The sequence below is a fragment of the Altererythrobacter sp. MTPC7 genome (genome assembly GCF_042851395.1).
GTDB lineage: Bacteria > Pseudomonadota > Alphaproteobacteria > Sphingomonadales > Sphingomonadaceae > CAJXSN01.
On the sequence record NZ_BTGS01000010.1, the window covers coordinates 77,194 to 93,046 of the forward strand.

Annotated in this window: 17 protein-coding genes; 13 read left to right on the forward strand and 4 right to left on the reverse strand. The window is 65.5% G+C overall.

Features of this window, described 5'->3' with window-relative positions; all coding sequences use genetic code 11:
• Positions 1 to 55: 55 nt before the first annotated feature.
• Positions 56 to 817 carry an SDR family NAD(P)-dependent oxidoreductase gene (locus ACGHJ7_RS10280; protein ID WP_390477105.1) on the forward strand — a complete coding sequence of 254 codons (762 nt, stop codon included), beginning with the start codon at positions 56 to 58 and terminating at the stop codon, positions 815 to 817.
• Here ACGHJ7_RS10280 and ACGHJ7_RS10285 read toward each other — a convergent pair.
• Positions 814 to 2,973, reverse strand: a complete 2,160-nt coding sequence (locus ACGHJ7_RS10285; RefSeq protein WP_390477108.1) for a PQQ-dependent dehydrogenase, methanol/ethanol family — start codon at positions 2,971 to 2,973, stop codon at positions 814 to 816. The two genes, ACGHJ7_RS10280 and ACGHJ7_RS10285, sit on opposite strands and share 4 nt — an antisense overlap.
• A 124-nt stretch (positions 2,974 to 3,097) precedes the next feature.
• Here ACGHJ7_RS10285 and ACGHJ7_RS10290 point away from each other — a divergent pair, with 124 nt between their 5' ends.
• The 3 genes from ACGHJ7_RS10290 to ACGHJ7_RS10300 all read left to right on the forward strand — a co-directional run bounded on the left by ACGHJ7_RS10290 (position 3,098) and on the right by ACGHJ7_RS10300 (position 5,556).
• Positions 3,098 to 3,991 (forward strand): dienelactone hydrolase family protein, encoded by an 894-nt coding sequence (locus ACGHJ7_RS10290; protein WP_390477111.1) that lies wholly within the window; start codon positions 3,098 to 3,100, stop codon positions 3,989 to 3,991.
• Positions 3,992 to 4,058: 67 nt separating this feature from the next.
• Positions 4,059 to 5,060 (forward strand): SPFH domain-containing protein, encoded by a 1,002-nt coding sequence (locus tag ACGHJ7_RS10295; protein WP_390477113.1) that lies wholly within the window; start codon positions 4,059 to 4,061, stop codon positions 5,058 to 5,060.
• A 22-nt stretch (positions 5,061 to 5,082) separates the two neighbouring features.
• Positions 5,083 to 5,556, forward strand: coding sequence for an NfeD family protein (locus tag ACGHJ7_RS10300; protein ID WP_390477116.1), 474 nt, complete (start codon positions 5,083 to 5,085; stop codon positions 5,554 to 5,556).
• Positions 5,557 to 5,573: 17 nt separating this feature from the next.
• Here the strand turns inward: ACGHJ7_RS10300 and ACGHJ7_RS10305 are convergent, their stop codons facing one another.
• From ACGHJ7_RS10305 to ACGHJ7_RS10315, 3 genes are all read right to left on the reverse strand, one after another.
• Positions 5,574 to 6,530 carry a complex I NDUFA9 subunit family protein gene (locus tag ACGHJ7_RS10305; protein WP_390477118.1) on the reverse strand — a complete coding sequence of 319 codons (957 nt, stop codon included), beginning with the start codon at positions 6,528 to 6,530 and terminating at the stop codon, positions 5,574 to 5,576.
• 172 nt (positions 6,531 to 6,702) lie between these two features.
• Positions 6,703 to 7,056 carry an ArsR/SmtB family transcription factor gene (locus tag ACGHJ7_RS10310; protein ID WP_390477121.1) on the reverse strand — a complete coding sequence of 118 codons (354 nt, stop codon included), beginning with the start codon at positions 7,054 to 7,056 and terminating at the stop codon, positions 6,703 to 6,705.
• Positions 7,053 to 7,697 (reverse strand): peroxiredoxin, encoded by a 645-nt coding sequence (locus ACGHJ7_RS10315; RefSeq protein ID WP_390477174.1) that lies wholly within the window; start codon positions 7,695 to 7,697, stop codon positions 7,053 to 7,055. The genes ACGHJ7_RS10310 and ACGHJ7_RS10315 overlap by 4 nt, the downstream gene beginning before the upstream one ends.
• A 102-nt stretch (positions 7,698 to 7,799) precedes the next feature.
• On the opposite strand from ACGHJ7_RS10315, the gene ACGHJ7_RS10320 reads away from it, so the two are divergent.
• From ACGHJ7_RS10320 to ACGHJ7_RS10360, 9 genes are all read left to right on the forward strand, one after another.
• On the forward strand, positions 7,800 to 8,711 hold the full coding sequence (locus ACGHJ7_RS10320; protein ID WP_390477177.1) for an MBL fold metallo-hydrolase: 912 nt from the start codon (positions 7,800 to 7,802) through the stop codon (positions 8,709 to 8,711).
• Positions 8,708 to 9,154, forward strand: a complete 447-nt coding sequence (locus tag ACGHJ7_RS10325; RefSeq protein WP_390477124.1) for a YeeE/YedE family protein — start codon at positions 8,708 to 8,710, stop codon at positions 9,152 to 9,154. The genes ACGHJ7_RS10320 and ACGHJ7_RS10325 overlap by 4 nt, the downstream gene beginning before the upstream one ends.
• The gene (locus ACGHJ7_RS10330; RefSeq protein WP_390477127.1) at positions 9,154 to 9,573 is read left to right on the forward strand and encodes a DUF6691 family protein; all 420 of its coding nucleotides are present in this window, start codon (positions 9,154 to 9,156) and stop codon (positions 9,571 to 9,573) included. The genes ACGHJ7_RS10325 and ACGHJ7_RS10330 overlap by 1 nt, the downstream gene beginning before the upstream one ends.
• Positions 9,570 to 9,983, forward strand: coding sequence for a TIGR01244 family sulfur transferase (locus ACGHJ7_RS10335; protein WP_390477129.1), 414 nt, complete (start codon positions 9,570 to 9,572; stop codon positions 9,981 to 9,983). The genes ACGHJ7_RS10330 and ACGHJ7_RS10335 overlap by 4 nt, the downstream gene beginning before the upstream one ends.
• Before the next feature lie 24 nt (positions 9,984 to 10,007).
• The gene (locus tag ACGHJ7_RS10340; protein ID WP_390477133.1) at positions 10,008 to 11,240 is read left to right on the forward strand and encodes an FAD-dependent oxidoreductase; all 1,233 of its coding nucleotides are present in this window, start codon (positions 10,008 to 10,010) and stop codon (positions 11,238 to 11,240) included.
• Positions 11,204 to 13,063: a SulP family inorganic anion transporter gene (locus ACGHJ7_RS10345; RefSeq protein ID WP_390477136.1), complete on the forward strand. Its 1,860-nt coding sequence runs from the start codon at positions 11,204 to 11,206 to the stop codon at positions 13,061 to 13,063. Before ACGHJ7_RS10340 ends, ACGHJ7_RS10345 begins: the two co-directional genes overlap by 37 nt.
• A 70-nt stretch (positions 13,064 to 13,133) precedes the next feature.
• Positions 13,134 to 14,579, forward strand: a complete 1,446-nt coding sequence (locus ACGHJ7_RS10350) for a cytochrome ubiquinol oxidase subunit I (protein ID WP_390477139.1) — start codon at positions 13,134 to 13,136, stop codon at positions 14,577 to 14,579.
• Positions 14,579 to 15,574 carry a cytochrome d ubiquinol oxidase subunit II gene (cydB, locus tag ACGHJ7_RS10355; RefSeq protein WP_390477141.1) on the forward strand — a complete coding sequence of 332 codons (996 nt, stop codon included), beginning with the start codon at positions 14,579 to 14,581 and terminating at the stop codon, positions 15,572 to 15,574. Before ACGHJ7_RS10350 ends, cydB begins: the two co-directional genes overlap by 1 nt.
• Positions 15,574 to 15,696 (forward strand): DUF2474 family protein, encoded by a 123-nt coding sequence (locus ACGHJ7_RS10360; RefSeq protein ID WP_390477143.1) that lies wholly within the window; start codon positions 15,574 to 15,576, stop codon positions 15,694 to 15,696. Before cydB ends, ACGHJ7_RS10360 begins: the two co-directional genes overlap by 1 nt.
• Positions 15,697 to 15,853: the final 157 nt, after the last annotated feature.

Sequence of the window (15,853 nt, forward strand, 5' to 3'; positions counted from 1 at the left end):
CGATAGACGGCCAGCGATAGACGGCCAGCGATAGACGGGAAGTGGGAGAGAGAGCATGAACGGACCGGACCTGACAGGACGCGTGGCGCTGGTGACGGGCGCGTCCTCCGGCTTTGGCGAGCGGTTCGCCCGCGTGCTGGCCGCGCACGGCGCGAAGGTCGTGCTGGCCGCGCGGCGGGTCGAGCGGCTGGAGGCGCTGGCGGATGAGCTGGGGCGCGAAAACGCGCTGCCGGTCGAGATGGACGCGAGCGATGCCGAGGCGCTGGTGGCGGCGGTGGAGGCGGGAAGCCAGGCGTTCGGCACGATCGACATCCTCGTCAACAATGCCGGCATTCCCGACGCGCAGCGTGCCCATAAGATGAGCCTGGAGCTGACCGACCGCGTGCTGGACGTGAACCTGCGCGCGCCGTGGGTGCTTTCCTGCGAGGTCGCCCGGCGACTGATGGCGGCGGAAAAGCCGGGGCGGATCGTCAACATCTCCAGCGTGGCACATTACCGCTACGATGGCGGCGGCGCGGCGCTCTATGCCGTGACCAAGACCGCGCTTGCCCGCATGACAGAGGCACTGAGCGTCGAGTGGGCCTATGCGAACATCAACGTCAACGCGATCTGCCCGGGCATGTTCGTGACCGAGATGACCGACGGCATGTTCGAACGCATCGGCGATCCGAGGCCGGGCCTAGCGCGGCAACGCGTGCCCGAGGTCGAGCAGATGGATTCCACCCTGCTCTACCTCGTCGATCCCGCCAGCGAATGCGTCACCGGCGCGGTGATCCGCGTGGATGACGGGCAGGCTGCAAAAGGCAAATTGCGCTAGTCGGCCGCTTGCGGTTCCATCGCCTTGTCCTCGTTCGCGCGGGCGATGACGTATTCGCGGATCGCGTCCATCTCTTCCTTGCTGAGCGATTCCGCGAAGCTGGCCATGCCATTGTCTTTCAGCAGGCCGTCATGGACGACGCTGAGCCAGGCGGCCTTGTTGCCCAGCGTGCCTGAGCGCCTGAGGTCCGGCAGGACGGTGCTGCCGACGGCTCCGGGTGCGTGGCACACGGCGCAGTAGCGGGCGTATTTTGCCTTGCCGAGCGCGATGGTTTGCGCGCTTGCTCGGCTGGGCGGGGGGTCGAGCGGGATGTCGGCCAGCGCCGGTTCGGGCGGCAATGCCGCCATAGCGCCCAGCCGGAAGACCAGCAGGCGCGATATGTTGCGCACCGGGGCCTTCGCCTTCATCAAATCGCCGTCGACGCTGAGCGCATAGGCGCCGCCCCAACCGGCAAGCACGGCGACATATTGCTGGCCGTCCACGGTGTAGGTGACGGGCGGGGCCACGATGCCGGTCTGCGCGGCGAAGCTCCACAATTCCTCCCCGCTGGCTGCATCGAACGCCTTGAAGTCGCTGCCCGCCGTGCCCTGGAAAACCAGGCCGCCCGCGGTTGCCAGCAGGCCGCCGTTCCACGGCCCCTCGTGTTCGACGCTCCAGCGCGCCTTTTTCGCCACCGGATCCCATGCGACCAGCATTCCGCGCAAGGTTCCGGCCACTTGCCTACGGAAGCCGAGATCGGGCGGCAGATCGCCTGCGCCAAGGTCGAAGCCTACGTTGAAGCCGCGCGCCCGGTCGGGCTTCCAGTCGGCTTGCGGGGCGTAAACCATGCCTGCTTCGAAGGCGGGAATGTAGACGAGGTTTTCGCCCGGGTGATAGGCCATCGGGTGCCAGTTGTGCCCGCCCAGTGCGCCCGGTGTGACCATCGCCGGCTGGCCCGTCCGGTCGATGCGGGTTTCGGGGTTCTCGATCGGTCGGCCCGTTTCCGGGTCGATTCCGGTCGCCCAGTTGACGGTGACATAGGGATCGCCGCTGATGAACTCGCCGGTGGCGCGATCGAGCACGTAGAAGAAGCCGTTCTTGGGCGCCTGCATCAGCACCTGACGCTCCCGCCCGCCGATCTCCATGTCGGCCAGCATGATGTGCTGCGTGGCGGTGAAGTCCCAGGTCTCGCCCGGCGTGGTCTGGTAATGCCAGACATATTCGCCGGTCGAGGGGCGCAGGGCCACGATGGAAGAGAGGTAGAGGTTGTCGCCTTCCCCGCGTCCGTCCGCGCCGGGGCTGCGATAGGCGCGGTTCCATGGGCTTCCGTTGCCGACGCCGATATACAGGAGGTCGAGTTCGGGGTCGTAGGCCATGGCGTCCCACACCGTGCCGCCGCCGCCGATGCCGTCCTCGCCCGTCAGCGTGTCGCCTTCCCAGGTGGCGGCCGCTTCGCGCAGATATTCGGGCGAGCCCTCCGTCTCCTCGCCATCGGGCACGGTGTAGAAGCGCCACAGCTCCTCGCCATCGACCGCGTCATAGGCCGCGATGTAGCCGCGCACGCCGAATTCCGCGCCGCCATTGCCGATGATGACCTTGCCGTCGATCACGCGCGGCGCGCCGGTGACGGTATAGGATTTGGACTGGTCGACCGTGACGGTTTCCCAGACGACCGCGCCCGTATCCCGGTCCAGCGCCACCAGCCGGCCGTCCAGCGTGCCGAGGAACAGCCGGTCGCCCCAGGCGGCAAGGCCGCGGTTCACGACGTCGCAGCACGCCTTGACCGCGGTTTCGCCGGGCACTTGCGGATCAAAGCTCCATAGCGGCTCGCCGGTTGCGGCATCGAATGCCTTCACCTTGCTCCACGCGGTGGTCAGGTAGAGCCTGCCGTCCATCACCAGCGGCGTCGCCTCCTGCCCGCGCGCGGTGTCCATGTCGGCGGCCCATGCAAGGCCCAGTTCGCCCACATTTTCGGTGGTGATCTGCGCCAGCGGGCTGAAGCGCTGCTCCGCATAGTCGCGGCCGTAGGAAATCCAGTTCGCCCCGTCGGCCTGCGCGTTTAGCAGCCTTGCGCCGTCGATCCCGCCGTTCGCTGCCGGTTCGTATCCCTCGCCGCACGAGCCGAGCGTGAACGGCAATGCCATTGCGGCCAGTGCCGCGAGCGCGAGACGCTTCATCCTATCCCCTCCCAAGGCAGCGACTCTTTTCCGATCGCCGATTGAAATCGAGTGTGCATCCTGCACGAAGGCTTGTCCATCATCGCAAGTCGGCTAGGCTGGCCCGCGAAGAGGAGACGAGATCATGTGCAAGGACACCGGCAACACGCAAATTCCCGATACAGAGTGGTATCGCAGCCCCGTCAGCAGGCGGCAATTCGCAGCAGGCGGCGGCGCGCTGGCACTGGCCGCGTGTACCGGCATGGGGACGAATGGCGATACGGCTGCGGGCGCTGGTGGCCTCGCCGAAAACACCGTCATCGTCGACACGCCCGACGGGGATGCCGATGCGGTGTTCATCCATCCTGCCAACGGCGCGCATCCGGCAGTCGTGTTCTGGCCCGACATTGCGGGCGTGCGCGATGCGAACCGGATGATGGCCCGGCGCGTCGCGGCGGAAGGCTACGCCGTGCTGCTGGTCAATCCCTATTACCGCGACGTAGCCGGCGAGCAGTTCGCCGATTTCGCCTCCTTCCGCGCGGGCGGCGGGTTCGACAAGGTCGGCCCGTGGCGCGACAAGCTCAGCAGCCAGGCGGTGATGCGCGATGCCACCGCACTGGTCGGCTGGCTGGACGGGCAGCAGGCGGTCGACACCGCGCGCGGCATCGGCAGCGAGGGATACTGCATGGGCGGTCCGTTCACCGTCTATACCGCCTCTGCCGTGCCGGGCCGCGTGAAGGCGGCGGCCAGTTTCCACGGCGGCGGGCTGGTGCGCGAGGACGAGCAGAGCCCGCACAAGCTGCTGACCGGCACACCCGATACGTCCTACCTCTTCGCCATCGCGCAGGACGACGATGCCGATGCGCCGGAGAACAAGACGATACTGCGCGGAGCGGCGGATGCCGCCAATGTCCGCGCCGAAGTCGACGTCTATGCCGGGGACCATGGCTGGACCGTGCCCGACAGCCCGGCTTACGACCGCGCGGCGGCGGAACGCGCCTATGCGGCCAAGATGGCGCTTTACGGTTCGGCGCTCTGATCCGCTTTTCCTTGGCGGGACCGGGAGCGTGGTCTAGATTGCCGCCGACTTGTGGGAAGGGGACGACATGGAACTGATTTTACTCGGACTGCTGCTGGCTCTGCTGGTGGTATTTCTTCTGTCGGCGGTCACGGTGGTGAAGCAGGGCTTCGTCTATACCATCGAACGGTTCGGGAAATTCACCAAGGCCGCCGATCCCGGCCTGACCCTGATCGTCCCGTTCATCGAGCGGGTGGGTCACAAGATCAACATGATGGAACAGGTGCTCGACATTCCGGGCCAGGAGATCATCACCGCCGACAACGCCATGGTCGGCGTGGACGCGGTCGTCTTCTTCCAGGTGCTGGACGCGCCCAAGGCGGCGTATGAGGTCAGCGGCCTGCAGAACGCCATCATGGCGCTCACCACCACCAATTTGCGCACCGTGATGGGCAGCATGGACTTGGACGAAACGCTGTCCAAGCGCGACGAGATCAACGCCCGCCTGCTCAGCGTGGTGGACCATGCGACCTCGCCATGGGGGATCAAGATCACGCGCGTGGAGATCAAGGATATCCGCCCGCCGCTGGACATCAGCGAGGCGATGGCCCGCCAGATGAAGGCGGAACGGCTGAAGCGCGCCGAAATCCTCGAGGCCGAGGGCGACAAGACCAGCTCGATCCTGCGCGCCGAGGGTCGCAAGCAATCCGCCATCCTCGAAGCCGAGGGCAACCGCGAGGCGCAGTTCCGCGACGCCGAGGCACGCGAGCGTGCCGCCGAAGCGGAAGCCAGGGCGACCCAGATGGTGTCCGACGCCATTGCCAGCTCGGGCAGTCAGGCGATCAATTACTTCATCGCGCAGGAATATACGAAGGCCGTCGGTAAGTTCGCCGAAAGCCCCAATGCGAAGACCATCCTGTTCCCGGTGGAAGCGACCCAGCTCATCGGCTCGCTCGGCGGGATCGGCGAACTGGTGAAGGACGCGGTCACGGACGGCACGGTGCAGGCGAACAGCGGGACCGAGCTGCCGAAGGGGCGCACGAAAGCCCCGGCGCGCGCCAGCGTCCCGCGCACGGGCGACGGGCGATAAATGCCAGTGACGCGAGGGCGCAATGCTTGACGGGATAGAACCGCACTGGATCTGGGTCGCCATCGGCCTGGCTCTGGCCATTACCGAGATACTGGTCCCGGGCGTGTTCCTGATCTGGCTGGCGGTGGCAGCGATCGCCACGGGCCTGCTTACCTTCCTGTTCGGCCTGCCATTGTCGCTGCAGGTCGTGCAATTCGTGGCGATTTCGCTGATCGCCGTCTACAGCGCACGGCGTCTTTTACGGGACAAGCCCATCACCAGCACCGACCCGCTGCTCAACAACCGGATGGGGCGCTTGGTGGGTGAAACCGCCATGGTGGTCGAGCCGATCGAGCACGGGCGGGGGCGCGTGCATCTCGGCGATAGCGACTGGACCGTGCGCGGCCCGGAAACGCCCGCGGGGGAGCGGGTTCGGGTGACCGGGCATGACGGTTCGATCCTGATCGTGGAGCCGCTGACCCTGCTGCAGGACGAAGGTACGCAGCCGCCTGCCTGAGGGCTCTGGCCGAACGCTCAGCTCTTCCCGGCGCTCGCCAGCTTCTCGGAAAACCGGCCATGCTTGCGGTAGCGGGTCATCCAGCGATCGAGGTAAAGGCCCAGCGGTGCAGGCTCGATTCCGAACGCCTTGAAGCCCGGCAGGTCGCCCGACACGGTGCTGCCCTGCTTCAGCAGGGTCCACTGGTCCGTGCCCATCGGCGTGCCGGGCAATGCGGCAAAGGCGCCGGACAGGGCGTCGGGCATCGGGATGAAGCTGCGGCGGCGACGCTGCGCCGCGGCGATGCGTTCGTTGATTTCCATCATCGTCAGCTTTTCCGGGCCGCCCAGTTCGTAGGTCTTGCCGCCGAACTTCGCAGGGTTTTCCGCCGCGATGGCGACCGCTTCGGCACAGTCGTCGACATGGACCAGCTGAAGTTCGGACTCCGGACCGAACACGGGCAGGGCGGGCATCATCCGGATCAGCCCGGCAAACATGTTCAGGAAATTGTCGTCCTCGCCGAAGATGATGGACGGCCGCAGGATCGTCGCCCCGGGGAAGGCGTCGGACACCAGTTTCTCGCCCAGCGCCTTGGCCTGCGCATATTGGGTCGGGCTGTCCGGGTCGGCCCCGATGGCGCTGACCTGCACCATCGCGCCTGCGCCTTCATCGGCGGCCGCGCGGGCGATCGTGCCGGCCGCCTCGCCCATCAGCTTCATCAGATTGCCTTCGAACGATCCGACCAGGTTGACGACGACATCCGCACCCTGGACACAGGCGCGCACGCTGCGTTCGTCCAGGACGTTGCAGCGGGCGAATTGCAGCTGGCCCAGATTGGCCAGCGGTTTCAGCGAGAACGCCGCTTCCGGGTGCCGCGCCGCGATCCGCAACCTCGCGCCGCGCGACAGCAGGGCCTGCGCGACATGCGTGCCGAAAAATCCGCTGCCACCGAAAACGGTGACGAGCTTGCCGGAAAGCGGGCTGGACGAAGGCATGGGCGTGATCCTGAGCGGTTACGAAACGTGACGCTGGCGCTCTGCCCCAACCACCATCGCAGGGCAACCGTTCCCCGAGGCGCGCAATCGAAATACCGGCGCAAACCGGCCGAAGAAGAACAGGGTCGTGGGTTCAGGACGCCGCGCCCGAAGCCGGATCCCAGAAGCCCCGTCAGCCCAGCTTCGCGAAATTGGCCACTCCGGGGGCCGGACGGCGCGGTTCCTGCGCTGGCTCGCCGGGTAGCCCCCCGAGTTCCTGCGCGGTACCGAAAACCGTGGCCAGCATTCCCTCTTCGATGCGGTAATAGACGAGCTTCGCGTCCTTGCGCGTCTTCACGAGGCCTGCATTGCGAAGCACTGCGAGTTGCTGCGAAAGCGTGGGCTGGCCGATCTCGGCGGCCTCGTCGATCTCCCCGACATTGCGCTCCGTCCCGGCGAGCGCTCGCATGATCCGCAGCCGCACCGGATGTGCCAGCGCCTTCAGCGCATCGACCAGTTCCTCGTCGGTCATTTGCGAGAGCCTCACCCGGTTTCCTTCAGGAACCAGTCGGTCTGTCCCTTTGCGGCATAGACCGTATCGAGCGATGCGTCGGGCTGGGCCAGCAGGGCGTCCCCCCGGGTCCAGTTCGCAGGGGCAAGCACGGGCCCGTCATCCACCGCCTGGAGGGCATCCAGCGTTCGCAGCATTTCGGGCGTGGAACGGCCCACATTCGCGGGATAGCAGGTCATCGCGCGGATGATCCCGCCGGGATCGATGAAGAATGTCGTGCGCACCGTGGCGCTGTCGTTATCGTTCGGGGCCACCATTCCGTAGGCCCGTCCGATCACGAGGGTCGGGTCTTCCAGGATCGGGAACCGCACCTCGACGTCGTAGCGGTCGCGGATCAGGCGCAGCCAGGCGAAATGCGAGAACAGGCTGTCGACGGACAGCGCCATCAGCGCGCAGCCGCGTTTCTCGAACTCGTCCGCGGACCCGGCCAGGGCGACGAATTCGGTCGTGCAGACGGGCGTGAAGTCCGCAGGGTGCGAGAACAGGATCAGCCACCGGCCCCGGTAATCCGACAGGCGGACCTCCCCTGCCGTGCTGCGTGCGGAAAAGTCCGGGGCGGCATCCCCGATACGCAGGCCGGCGCAGGGCGCGTCGCGTCGGGCACTGGGGTCTGTCATGTCGTTCATCCGGCCCTCCATATCACTTGACAGTTCAATAGCAAAACATATAAACAGTTTATGTAAACGTTTGGAGATAAAGCCGTGGCTGACGACCAGAACCTGAACAGCGCCGCCTCCCAGATCGAGCGTGCCCGGGCCGACAAGAACCTTCGTCCCTCCATTGCGGGCTTTTTCGACGAGGCGACGAACACGGTGTCCTACGTCGTGCACGACCCCGCGACGAAGGAATCCGCGATTATCGACTCGGTGCTGGATTTCGAAGCGGCGTCAGGCCGGACCTCGAACGGGTCGGCCGACCGCATTATCGAATACGTCACTTCTAATAATCTGAAAGTGAAGTGGCTTATCGAGACCCATGCGCATGCGGATCACATTTCGGCCGCGCCCTATCTGCAGGAGCGGCTCGGCGGAAAGCTAGCGATCGGGCGGGACATCATCCGCGTGCAGGAAGTGTTCGGGAAACTCTTCAACGCCGGCACGGATTTCGAGCGCGACGGATCGCAGTTCGACAAGCTGTTCGAGGACGGGGAGACCTTCAAGGTTGGCGATCTGGAAGGCATCGCCCTGCATGTGCCCGGCCATACGCCGGCCGACATGGCATTCATCATCGGTGATGCGGCATTCGTCGGCGACACGATCTTCATGCCGGATTTCGGGACGGCGCGGGCCGATTTTCCCGGCGGAGATGCCGCCCAGCTCTATCGTTCGATCCGCCGGTTGCTCTCGCTTCCCGATGAAACACGCCTGTTCCTCTGTCATGATTACAAGGCCCCGGGCCGCGACGAATATGCCTGGGAAAGCACCGTCAAGCAGCAGCGCGAAGAGAATGTGCATGTGAAGGACGGGGTGAGCGAGGCCGAATTCGTCGAGATGCGGACCGGCCGGGACAAGACGCTGGCCATGCCGAAGCTGATCATGCCTTCTGTCCAGGTCAACATCCGCGGTGGCCGCCTGCCCGAACCGGAAGACAACGGGGTCAGCTACATCAAGATTCCGGTGAACGCCGTATGATGCTCCCCGGTTTCCCCGAAGCTGCCCCGCTTGCCGGACTGGCGGGCGGTGTCCTGATCGGCCTCGCGGCGGCCGTGATGCTGCTCGGACTTGGCCGCATTGCCGGCGTGTCCGGCCTGGCCGCGAAGGCAGCCGGGCTTGGCGGCAGCGGTATTTCCGCAAGCGGCGCATGGATGTTCGTGATCGGCCTGCCGCTGGGCGCGCTGGTCGTCATGCTGGTATCGGGCGGGATCGAGGCCCGTTTCGCCAGCCCCCTGACGCTCGCGATAGCCGGGCTGGTGGTTGGCGTCGGAACGCGCCTCGGCAGCGGATGCACCAGCGGGCACGGGGTTTGCGGGGTCAGCCGCCTGTCCGCTCGCTCGGTCGTCGCCACGCTCGTCTTCATGGCGACCGGCATTGCGACGGTGGCCATCATGAATGCGCTTGGGCTGGAGGTATTGTGATGCGAACCGCCATCCCCTCGCTTGTCACCGGCGTCCTGTTCGGTGCCGGCCTTGCCCTTGGCGGCATGACCGACCCTGCGCGTGTGCGCGGCTTCCTCGACATCTTCGGCGACTGGGATCCCACGCTCGCTTTCGTGATGGGAGGGGCCCTCATCGTGATGGCCATCGCATGGCGCATCGTACCGCGCCTCGCGCGGCCGGTACTGGCGGCCGAGTTCCATTTGCCGACCAGGTCCGACCTGACCCCCCGGCTCATAGGCGGGGCGGCGCTGTTCGGCATCGGCTGGGGCATCGCCGGCCTGTGTCCGGGGCCGGGCATTGCAGCGCTCGTCATCGAACCGGTTTCCGCCGCCATCTTCGTGGCCGCGATGCTCGTCGGCATGGCCATCGTGCGTTTCGCAGAAGGAACCTCGTCGTGACGTCGGCCCAGGTGAGCGAGGCGTTTGCGGTGTCGTCCCAGATCCGGCCCGGGGACCTGCAGGACATTGCAGAGGCAGGCTATCGCACCGTGATCTGCAACAGGCCGGACGGCGAGGAGCCGGACCAGCCGACTGCGGCATCTATGCAGGACGCCGCCGAGGCCGCCGGCCTCGCCTTCCACCACATCCCGGTTTCGGGCGGCGAATTTCCGCCAGACGCAATCCGGGCCTTCGCCGAGGTCCGCGAACAGGCGGATGGCAAGGTGCTCGCATATTGTCGGACCGGCACGCGGTCGATCACGCTCGATGCACTCGCCAACACCGCGAACGAGACCGCCGACCAGCGTATCGAGCGCGCCAGGCGGGCAGGTTACGATCTGTCCGGCCTGCGCGGCCGGCTCGGCGAATAGCGACATGATACCGGAGAGTTTGTCATGGCCCGAAGCCTGAAGCACGAAGTCGTCATCATCGGCGGAGGATCGGCGGGAATTGCGACTGCGGCTTCCATGTTGAAACGGCGCCCGTCGCTCGACATCGCGGTCGTCGAGCCGAGCGAGGATCATTACTACCAGCCCGGCTGGACGATGGTCGGCGGAGGCGTCTTCGAAGCACCAGCCACCAGGCGCACCACGCAGAGCGTGATGCCAAAACAGGCGACCTGGTTGAAAGTAGCCGCTGCCTCGTTCCAGCCGGAAAGCAACCAGGTCACGCTGGGCGACGGCACCACGATTGCCTACCGCGTCCTGATCGTCGCACCGGGTATCCGGCTGGCGTGGGAGAAGATCGACGGGCTGGAGGAAACGCTGGGCAGGAACGGCGTCACGTCCAATTATCGCTACGACCTGGCGCCCTATACCTGGGACCTCGTACGCAATCTGAAATCGGGCCGCGCGGTCTTCAGCCAGCCGCCCATGCCCATCAAATGCGCTGGCGCGCCGCAAAAGGCCATGTATCTGGCCTGCGACGCGTGGATGGAACGCGGCGTTCTGGGCGATATCGACGTCGAGTTTCGCAATGCCGGCGGGGTCCTGTTCGGGGTGAAGGAATATGTCCCGGCCCTGATGCAATATGTCGAGAAATACGGGATCGACCTGAAACTGGGCCATACCCTCGTCGCGGTCGATGGCCCCGGCAGGAAGGCAGTCTTCCGGAGCGCAGCGGGGGAGGAAACGGTCGAATTCGACATGCTTCACGCGGTTCCGCCGCAGGTCGCCCCGCAATTCGTCGCAGACAGCCCTCTCGCCAATGCGGAGAGCGGTTTCGTCGATGTCGACAAGTTCACGCTGCAGCACGTTCGCTATCCGAACGTTTTCGGCCTGGGGGATGCCGGGTCCACGCCCAATGCAAAGACCATGGCAGCCGCGCGCAAGCAGGCACCGATCGCTGCGGTCAATGCACTGGCTCGGCTCGATGCGAGGGAGCCGGTGGCGGATTATGATGGCTACGGCTCGTGTCCGCTGACCGTGGAGCGCGGGAAGATCGTGCTGGCCGAATTCGGATATGACGGGAAGCTTCTGCCGAGCTTCCCGAAATGGGTGATCGAAGGCACCGAGCCGCGCAAGCTGAGCTGGCTCCTGAAGTCGGAGGCACTGCCGTGGATCTACTGGAACGGCATGCTGAAGGGCCATGAGTGGCTCGCCAAACCGAATGTGAAGAAGGCCGCCTGATCGTGAGCCCCGGCCATCAGGGACCTGAAAGCGAGCCCTCCGGCTTGCCGCGCCGGGACAAGCCCGGGCTGCTGGCGCAATATTTCCCCATCCTGGAATGGGGTCGCAGCTATAACGGTTCGGTCCTGACCAACGATCTCGTCGCAGCGGTGATCGTCACGATCATGCTGATCCCGCAGAGCCTGGCATATGCGTTGCTGGCAGGTCTGCCGCCGGTCGTCGGGCTCTATGCGTCGATACTTCCCCTCGTGGCCTATGCCATCTTCGGAACCAGCCGCACGCTCGCGGTGGGGCCCGTCGCGGTCGTGTCCCTGATGACGGCCAGCGCTGCCGGAGCAGTCGCGGCGCAGGGCACTGCGCTCTATCTCGAAGCGGCCATCACGCTTGCCGCGCTGTCCGGGGTGATGCTGGCCGTGCTCGGTTTCCTGCGCATGGGCTTCCTTGCAAACCTGCTCTCGCACCCGGTCATCAGCGGCTTCATCACCGCCAGCGGCATCCTGATCGCGACGAGCCAGCTGAAACACATCCTCGGCGTATCGGCAGGCGGCGACACCTGGCCCGAAATGCTCGGCGGGCTGGTTGCGGCAATCGACACGATCAACCCGTGGACCCTTGCCATCGGCATCCCCGCGACGCTGTTCCTGTTCTGGGTCCGCAAGGGGATGAAGCCGGCCCTCGTCGGACTGGGCATGACCGAGAGGGCTGCCGACATCGCGGCCAAGGCGGGGCCGGTGATAGCGGTGGTCGCCACCATCCTCGCCGCTATCGGTCTCGAACTGGAGGAGCGCGGCGTCGACCTCGTGGGGGCGATACCGCAGGGCCTGCCTCCCTTCGCCCTGCCATCGACCGATCCGGGCCTGATCGGGCAGCTATGGGTGCCCGCGCTGCTTATCTCGGTCATCGGCTTCGTCGAAAGCGTGTCGGTCGCGCAGACCCTTGCGGCCAAGCGCAGGCAGAGGATCGCCCCCAACCAAGAACTGATCGGGCTGGGGGCATCGAACATCGCCAGCGCGTTCTCGGGCGGCTATCCCGTCACCGGCGGCTTTGCCCGCTCCGTCGTCAATTTCGACGCCGGGGCGCAAACGCCCGCCGCCGGGGCCTACACCGCTGTCGGCATTGCACTGGCGGGACTGTTCCTGACCCCGCTGCTCTACAGCCTGCCCATCGCGACCCTTGCTGCCACGATCATCGTCGCGGTTCTCAGCCTCGTCGACCTGAAAACGCCGGGGCAGCTGTGGAACTATTCGAAAGCCGATTTCGCCGCGCACATGGCGACGATTGCCATCACGCTGGTCGCAGGGGTCGAACTGGGTGTGATCGCGGGCGTCGGCGTCGGCCTGCTGCTCTATCTGTGGCGTGCCAGCCGCCCCCATGCCGCCATTGTCGGCCGCGTTCCCGAGACCGAGCATTTCCGTAATGTCGAACGGCACCGCGTCTTCACCGTCCCGCACGTCCTGTCGATCAGGATCGACGAGAGCCTGACCTATCTCAATGCGCGGTGGCTGGAAGAATACGTGCTGGAGGAGATCGCCGAACGTCCCGGCGTGCGGCACGTCATCCTGATGTGCAGCGCAGTCAACGAAATCGACGCCTCAGGTCTCGAAAGCCTCGAGGCGATCAATCACCGCATGGAGGATGCAGGCATCGGCCTGCATCTTTCCGAAGTGAAGGGACCCGTGATGGACCGGTTGCAGCGGACCCGTTTCGTGGAGGAACTGAGCGGTCAGGTGTTCCTGTCGCAAAACCGTGCCTTCAGGGAGCTCTCGGCCAATGGCGGGCCGCCAGCGGAACCGATCGTGGATGCTGCGAGGGGAATGATCTGATGCGCGCGGTGCACCACGCTGCGCGAAAAACGACATCGCCGCCTACACTCGAAAGGCTTATGAGAAACCCATGTTCGAACAGCTAGACGCCCTGCTGCTGGCCCGCATCCAGTTCGCGTTTACCGTGAGCTTCCACTTCATATTCCCGGCCTTCTCCATCGGCCTCGCCAGCTATCTGGCGGTGCTGGAGGGGCTGTGGCTGAAGACCGGCAGGCAGCTTTATCTCGACCTGTTCAAATACTGGCTGAAAATCTTTGCCATCGCCTTCGCCATGGGCGTGGTGAGCGGGATCGTGATGAGCTACCAGTTCGGGACCAACTGGTCGGTATTCTCGGACATTGCCGGGCCGGTCATCGGGCCGTTGATGGCGTACGAGGTCCTGACCGCATTCTTCCTGGAAGCAGGCTTCCTGGGCGTGATGCTGTTCGGCATGAACCGGGTCGGCAGGAAATTGCACTTCGCCGCCACGCTGATGGTGGCCATCGGGACCTTCATCAGCGCCTTCTGGATCCTGTCGGTGAACAGCTGGATGCAGACCCCGGTCGGATACGAGATCGGGGCGAACGGGCAATACCTGCCGGGCGACAGCTGGTGGGACATCGTCTTCAATCCCAGCTTCCCCTACCGGCTCGTCCACACGGTCATCGCCGCCTACCTCACGACGGCGTTCGTGGTGGGCGGGGTGGGGGCCTGGCACCTGCTTAAGGACCGGGCCAACCTCCACGCGCGCAAGATGTTCTCCATGGCCATGTGGATGGCCGCCATCGTCGCGCCCATCCAGATCTTTGCAGGCGACATGCACGGCCTCAACACGCTGGAGCACCAGCCGCAGAAGGTGATGGCGATGGAAGGGCATTTCGACAGCCATCCCGATGGCGCGCCGCTGATCCTGTTCGGCATTCCCAACAGCAAGGAAAAGCGGGTCGATTACGCGATCGAGATACCCAAGGCATCGTCCCTGATCCTGAAGCACGATCTGAATGCGCCGATGGCCGGGCTGGACACCATTCCCGATGACGAGGAACCGCCCGTCGGCATCGTCTTCTGGTCGTTCCGCATCATGGTCGGCATCGGGTTCGCCATGCTGGGTCTGGGGATGTGGAGCCTCCTCGCAAGGTCACGGCGGAAACTTTACGACTGGCCGATGCTGCACCGCGCGGCGCTGGTCATGGCCCCCAGCGGGTTCGTGGCCGTGCTGGCCGGCTGGATCACGACCGAGGTCGGCCGCCAGCCCTATGTCATCTACAACCTGCTGCGCACGGCCGACGCCGCGAGCCCGCTGGACGCCCCCGCGGTCGCTGCATCTCTGGTGGCATTCGTGCTGGTCTATTTCGCGGTCTTCGGCGCGGGCGTGTGGTACATCCTCCACCTGATGCACAAACCGCCCCATGCCGGCGAAACCGGGGTCAAGCGCGGCGACAAGGGCCCGATCCGGACCGCCGGCATCACGCCCGGCCCGACGCAGAACCCGGGCGACGACGACACCCTGCCGGCATCGAAGAAGGAGGCGGAGTGATGGACCTGACCGTGATCTGGGCGTTCATCATCGCCTTCGCCGTCTTCGCCTATGTCGTGATGGACGGGTTCGACCTGGGGATCGGCATCCTGTTCCCTACCTTCGCCGTCGGGCCGGAACGCGACCGGGCGATGAATTCCATCGCGCCGGTCTGGGACGGAAACGAAACATGGCTGGTGCTGGGCGGAGGCGGCCTGTTCGCCGCTTTTCCGCTGGCCTATGCGGTCATCCTTCCCGCGACATACCCGCTCATCATCGCGATGCTGCTGGGCTTGGTGTTCCGCGGCGTTGCCTTCGAATACCGCTGGCGCGATCCGGGGCACCGCCGATACTGGGACGCGGCCTTTACCGGCGGCTCGCTGGTCGCGGCGATGGCGCAGGGCATGACGCTGGGGGCCCTCCTGCAAGGCATCGAAGTGGTCGACCGGTCCTATGCCGGCAGCTGGTTCGACTGGCTGACGCCCTACACTCTGCTGACCGGCCTCGGCACGGTTGCAGGCTACGCACTGCTCGGTGCGACATGGCTGGTGTGGAAGCTGGAGGGCGACAGCCAGCACCATGCGCGGCGCCTGGGCAAGCGGGCGGCATGGGCGACGCTGGTCCTGATGGGCGGGGTCAGCCTCTACAACGTCTTCCTCAACGCCGAATATGCAGAGCGCTGGCTGACCGCGCCCGAGATCTACTTCGCTGCGCCCGTTCCGATACTGACCGCGATCATCGCTCTTGCGCTGCTGCGCGCCCTGTCGGTGGAACGGCACAGCAAGCCGTTCTGGCTCAGCCTCGCGCTGTTCTTTTTCGGCATGGCGGGGCTGGGCGTGACGATGTGGCCCTATGTCGTGCCGCCGGGCCTCACCATCTGGGATGCCGCCGCGCCGGAACGCAGCCAGGTCTTCATGCTGGTCGGCGTTGCGATCACCATGCCGCTGATCATCGCCTACACGGCCTGGGCGTACTGGGTGTTCCGCGGAAAGGTCGGCGACGAGGGATACCACTGATGCCCGAAGCCGAAGAACGGCCCCTGTGGCAAAAACTGGCCTGGATGGCGGGTATCTGGCTGGCAAGCGTGACAGTGCTCGGTCTCGTCGCTGCCGTAATCAGGGCCTGGCTGAAGGTTTGAAGGACGCTGTGGCGGACGCTGTCGTCGCCGTTCGAGACCGCGGAAGTCGCCGATTCCTAAGGGTTTGGCCATACTTTTGGGGGTGTCAGGAAACAGTCTAATGGTGCCAGAAGAGGCATCACATTCGAACTTCTTTTCCGTTTAATTTCTGATGTTT

What these genes read in the sequence shown, in the direction of transcription:
- ACGHJ7_RS10280 (WP_390477105.1), top strand. Translation starts at nt 56, where the DNA reads ATGAACGGACCGGACCTGACAGGACGCGTGGCGCTGGTGACGGGCGCG.
- ACGHJ7_RS10285 (WP_390477108.1), bottom strand. Translation starts at nt 2,973, where the DNA reads ATGAAGCGTCTCGCGCTCGCGGCACTGGCCGCAATGGCATTGCCGTTC.
- ACGHJ7_RS10290 (WP_390477111.1), top strand. Translation starts at nt 3,098, where the DNA reads ATGTGCAAGGACACCGGCAACACGCAAATTCCCGATACAGAGTGGTAT.
- ACGHJ7_RS10295 (WP_390477113.1), top strand. Translation starts at nt 4,059, where the DNA reads ATGGAACTGATTTTACTCGGACTGCTGCTGGCTCTGCTGGTGGTATTT.
- ACGHJ7_RS10300 (WP_390477116.1), top strand. Translation starts at nt 5,083, where the DNA reads ATGCTTGACGGGATAGAACCGCACTGGATCTGGGTCGCCATCGGCCTG.
- ACGHJ7_RS10305 (WP_390477118.1), bottom strand. Translation starts at nt 6,530, where the DNA reads ATGCCTTCGTCCAGCCCGCTTTCCGGCAAGCTCGTCACCGTTTTCGGT.
- ACGHJ7_RS10315 (WP_390477174.1), bottom strand. Translation starts at nt 7,697, where the DNA reads ATGACAGACCCCAGTGCCCGACGCGACGCGCCCTGCGCCGGCCTGCGT.
- ACGHJ7_RS10325 (WP_390477124.1), top strand. Translation starts at nt 8,708, where the DNA reads ATGATGCTCCCCGGTTTCCCCGAAGCTGCCCCGCTTGCCGGACTGGCG.
- ACGHJ7_RS10330 (WP_390477127.1), top strand. Translation starts at nt 9,154, where the DNA reads ATGCGAACCGCCATCCCCTCGCTTGTCACCGGCGTCCTGTTCGGTGCC.
- ACGHJ7_RS10340 (WP_390477133.1), top strand. Translation starts at nt 10,008, where the DNA reads ATGGCCCGAAGCCTGAAGCACGAAGTCGTCATCATCGGCGGAGGATCG.
- ACGHJ7_RS10350 (WP_390477139.1), top strand. Translation starts at nt 13,134, where the DNA reads ATGTTCGAACAGCTAGACGCCCTGCTGCTGGCCCGCATCCAGTTCGCG.
- cydB (WP_390477141.1), top strand. Translation starts at nt 14,579, where the DNA reads ATGGACCTGACCGTGATCTGGGCGTTCATCATCGCCTTCGCCGTCTTC.
- ACGHJ7_RS10360 (WP_390477143.1), top strand. Translation starts at nt 15,574, where the DNA reads ATGCCCGAAGCCGAAGAACGGCCCCTGTGGCAAAAACTGGCCTGGATG.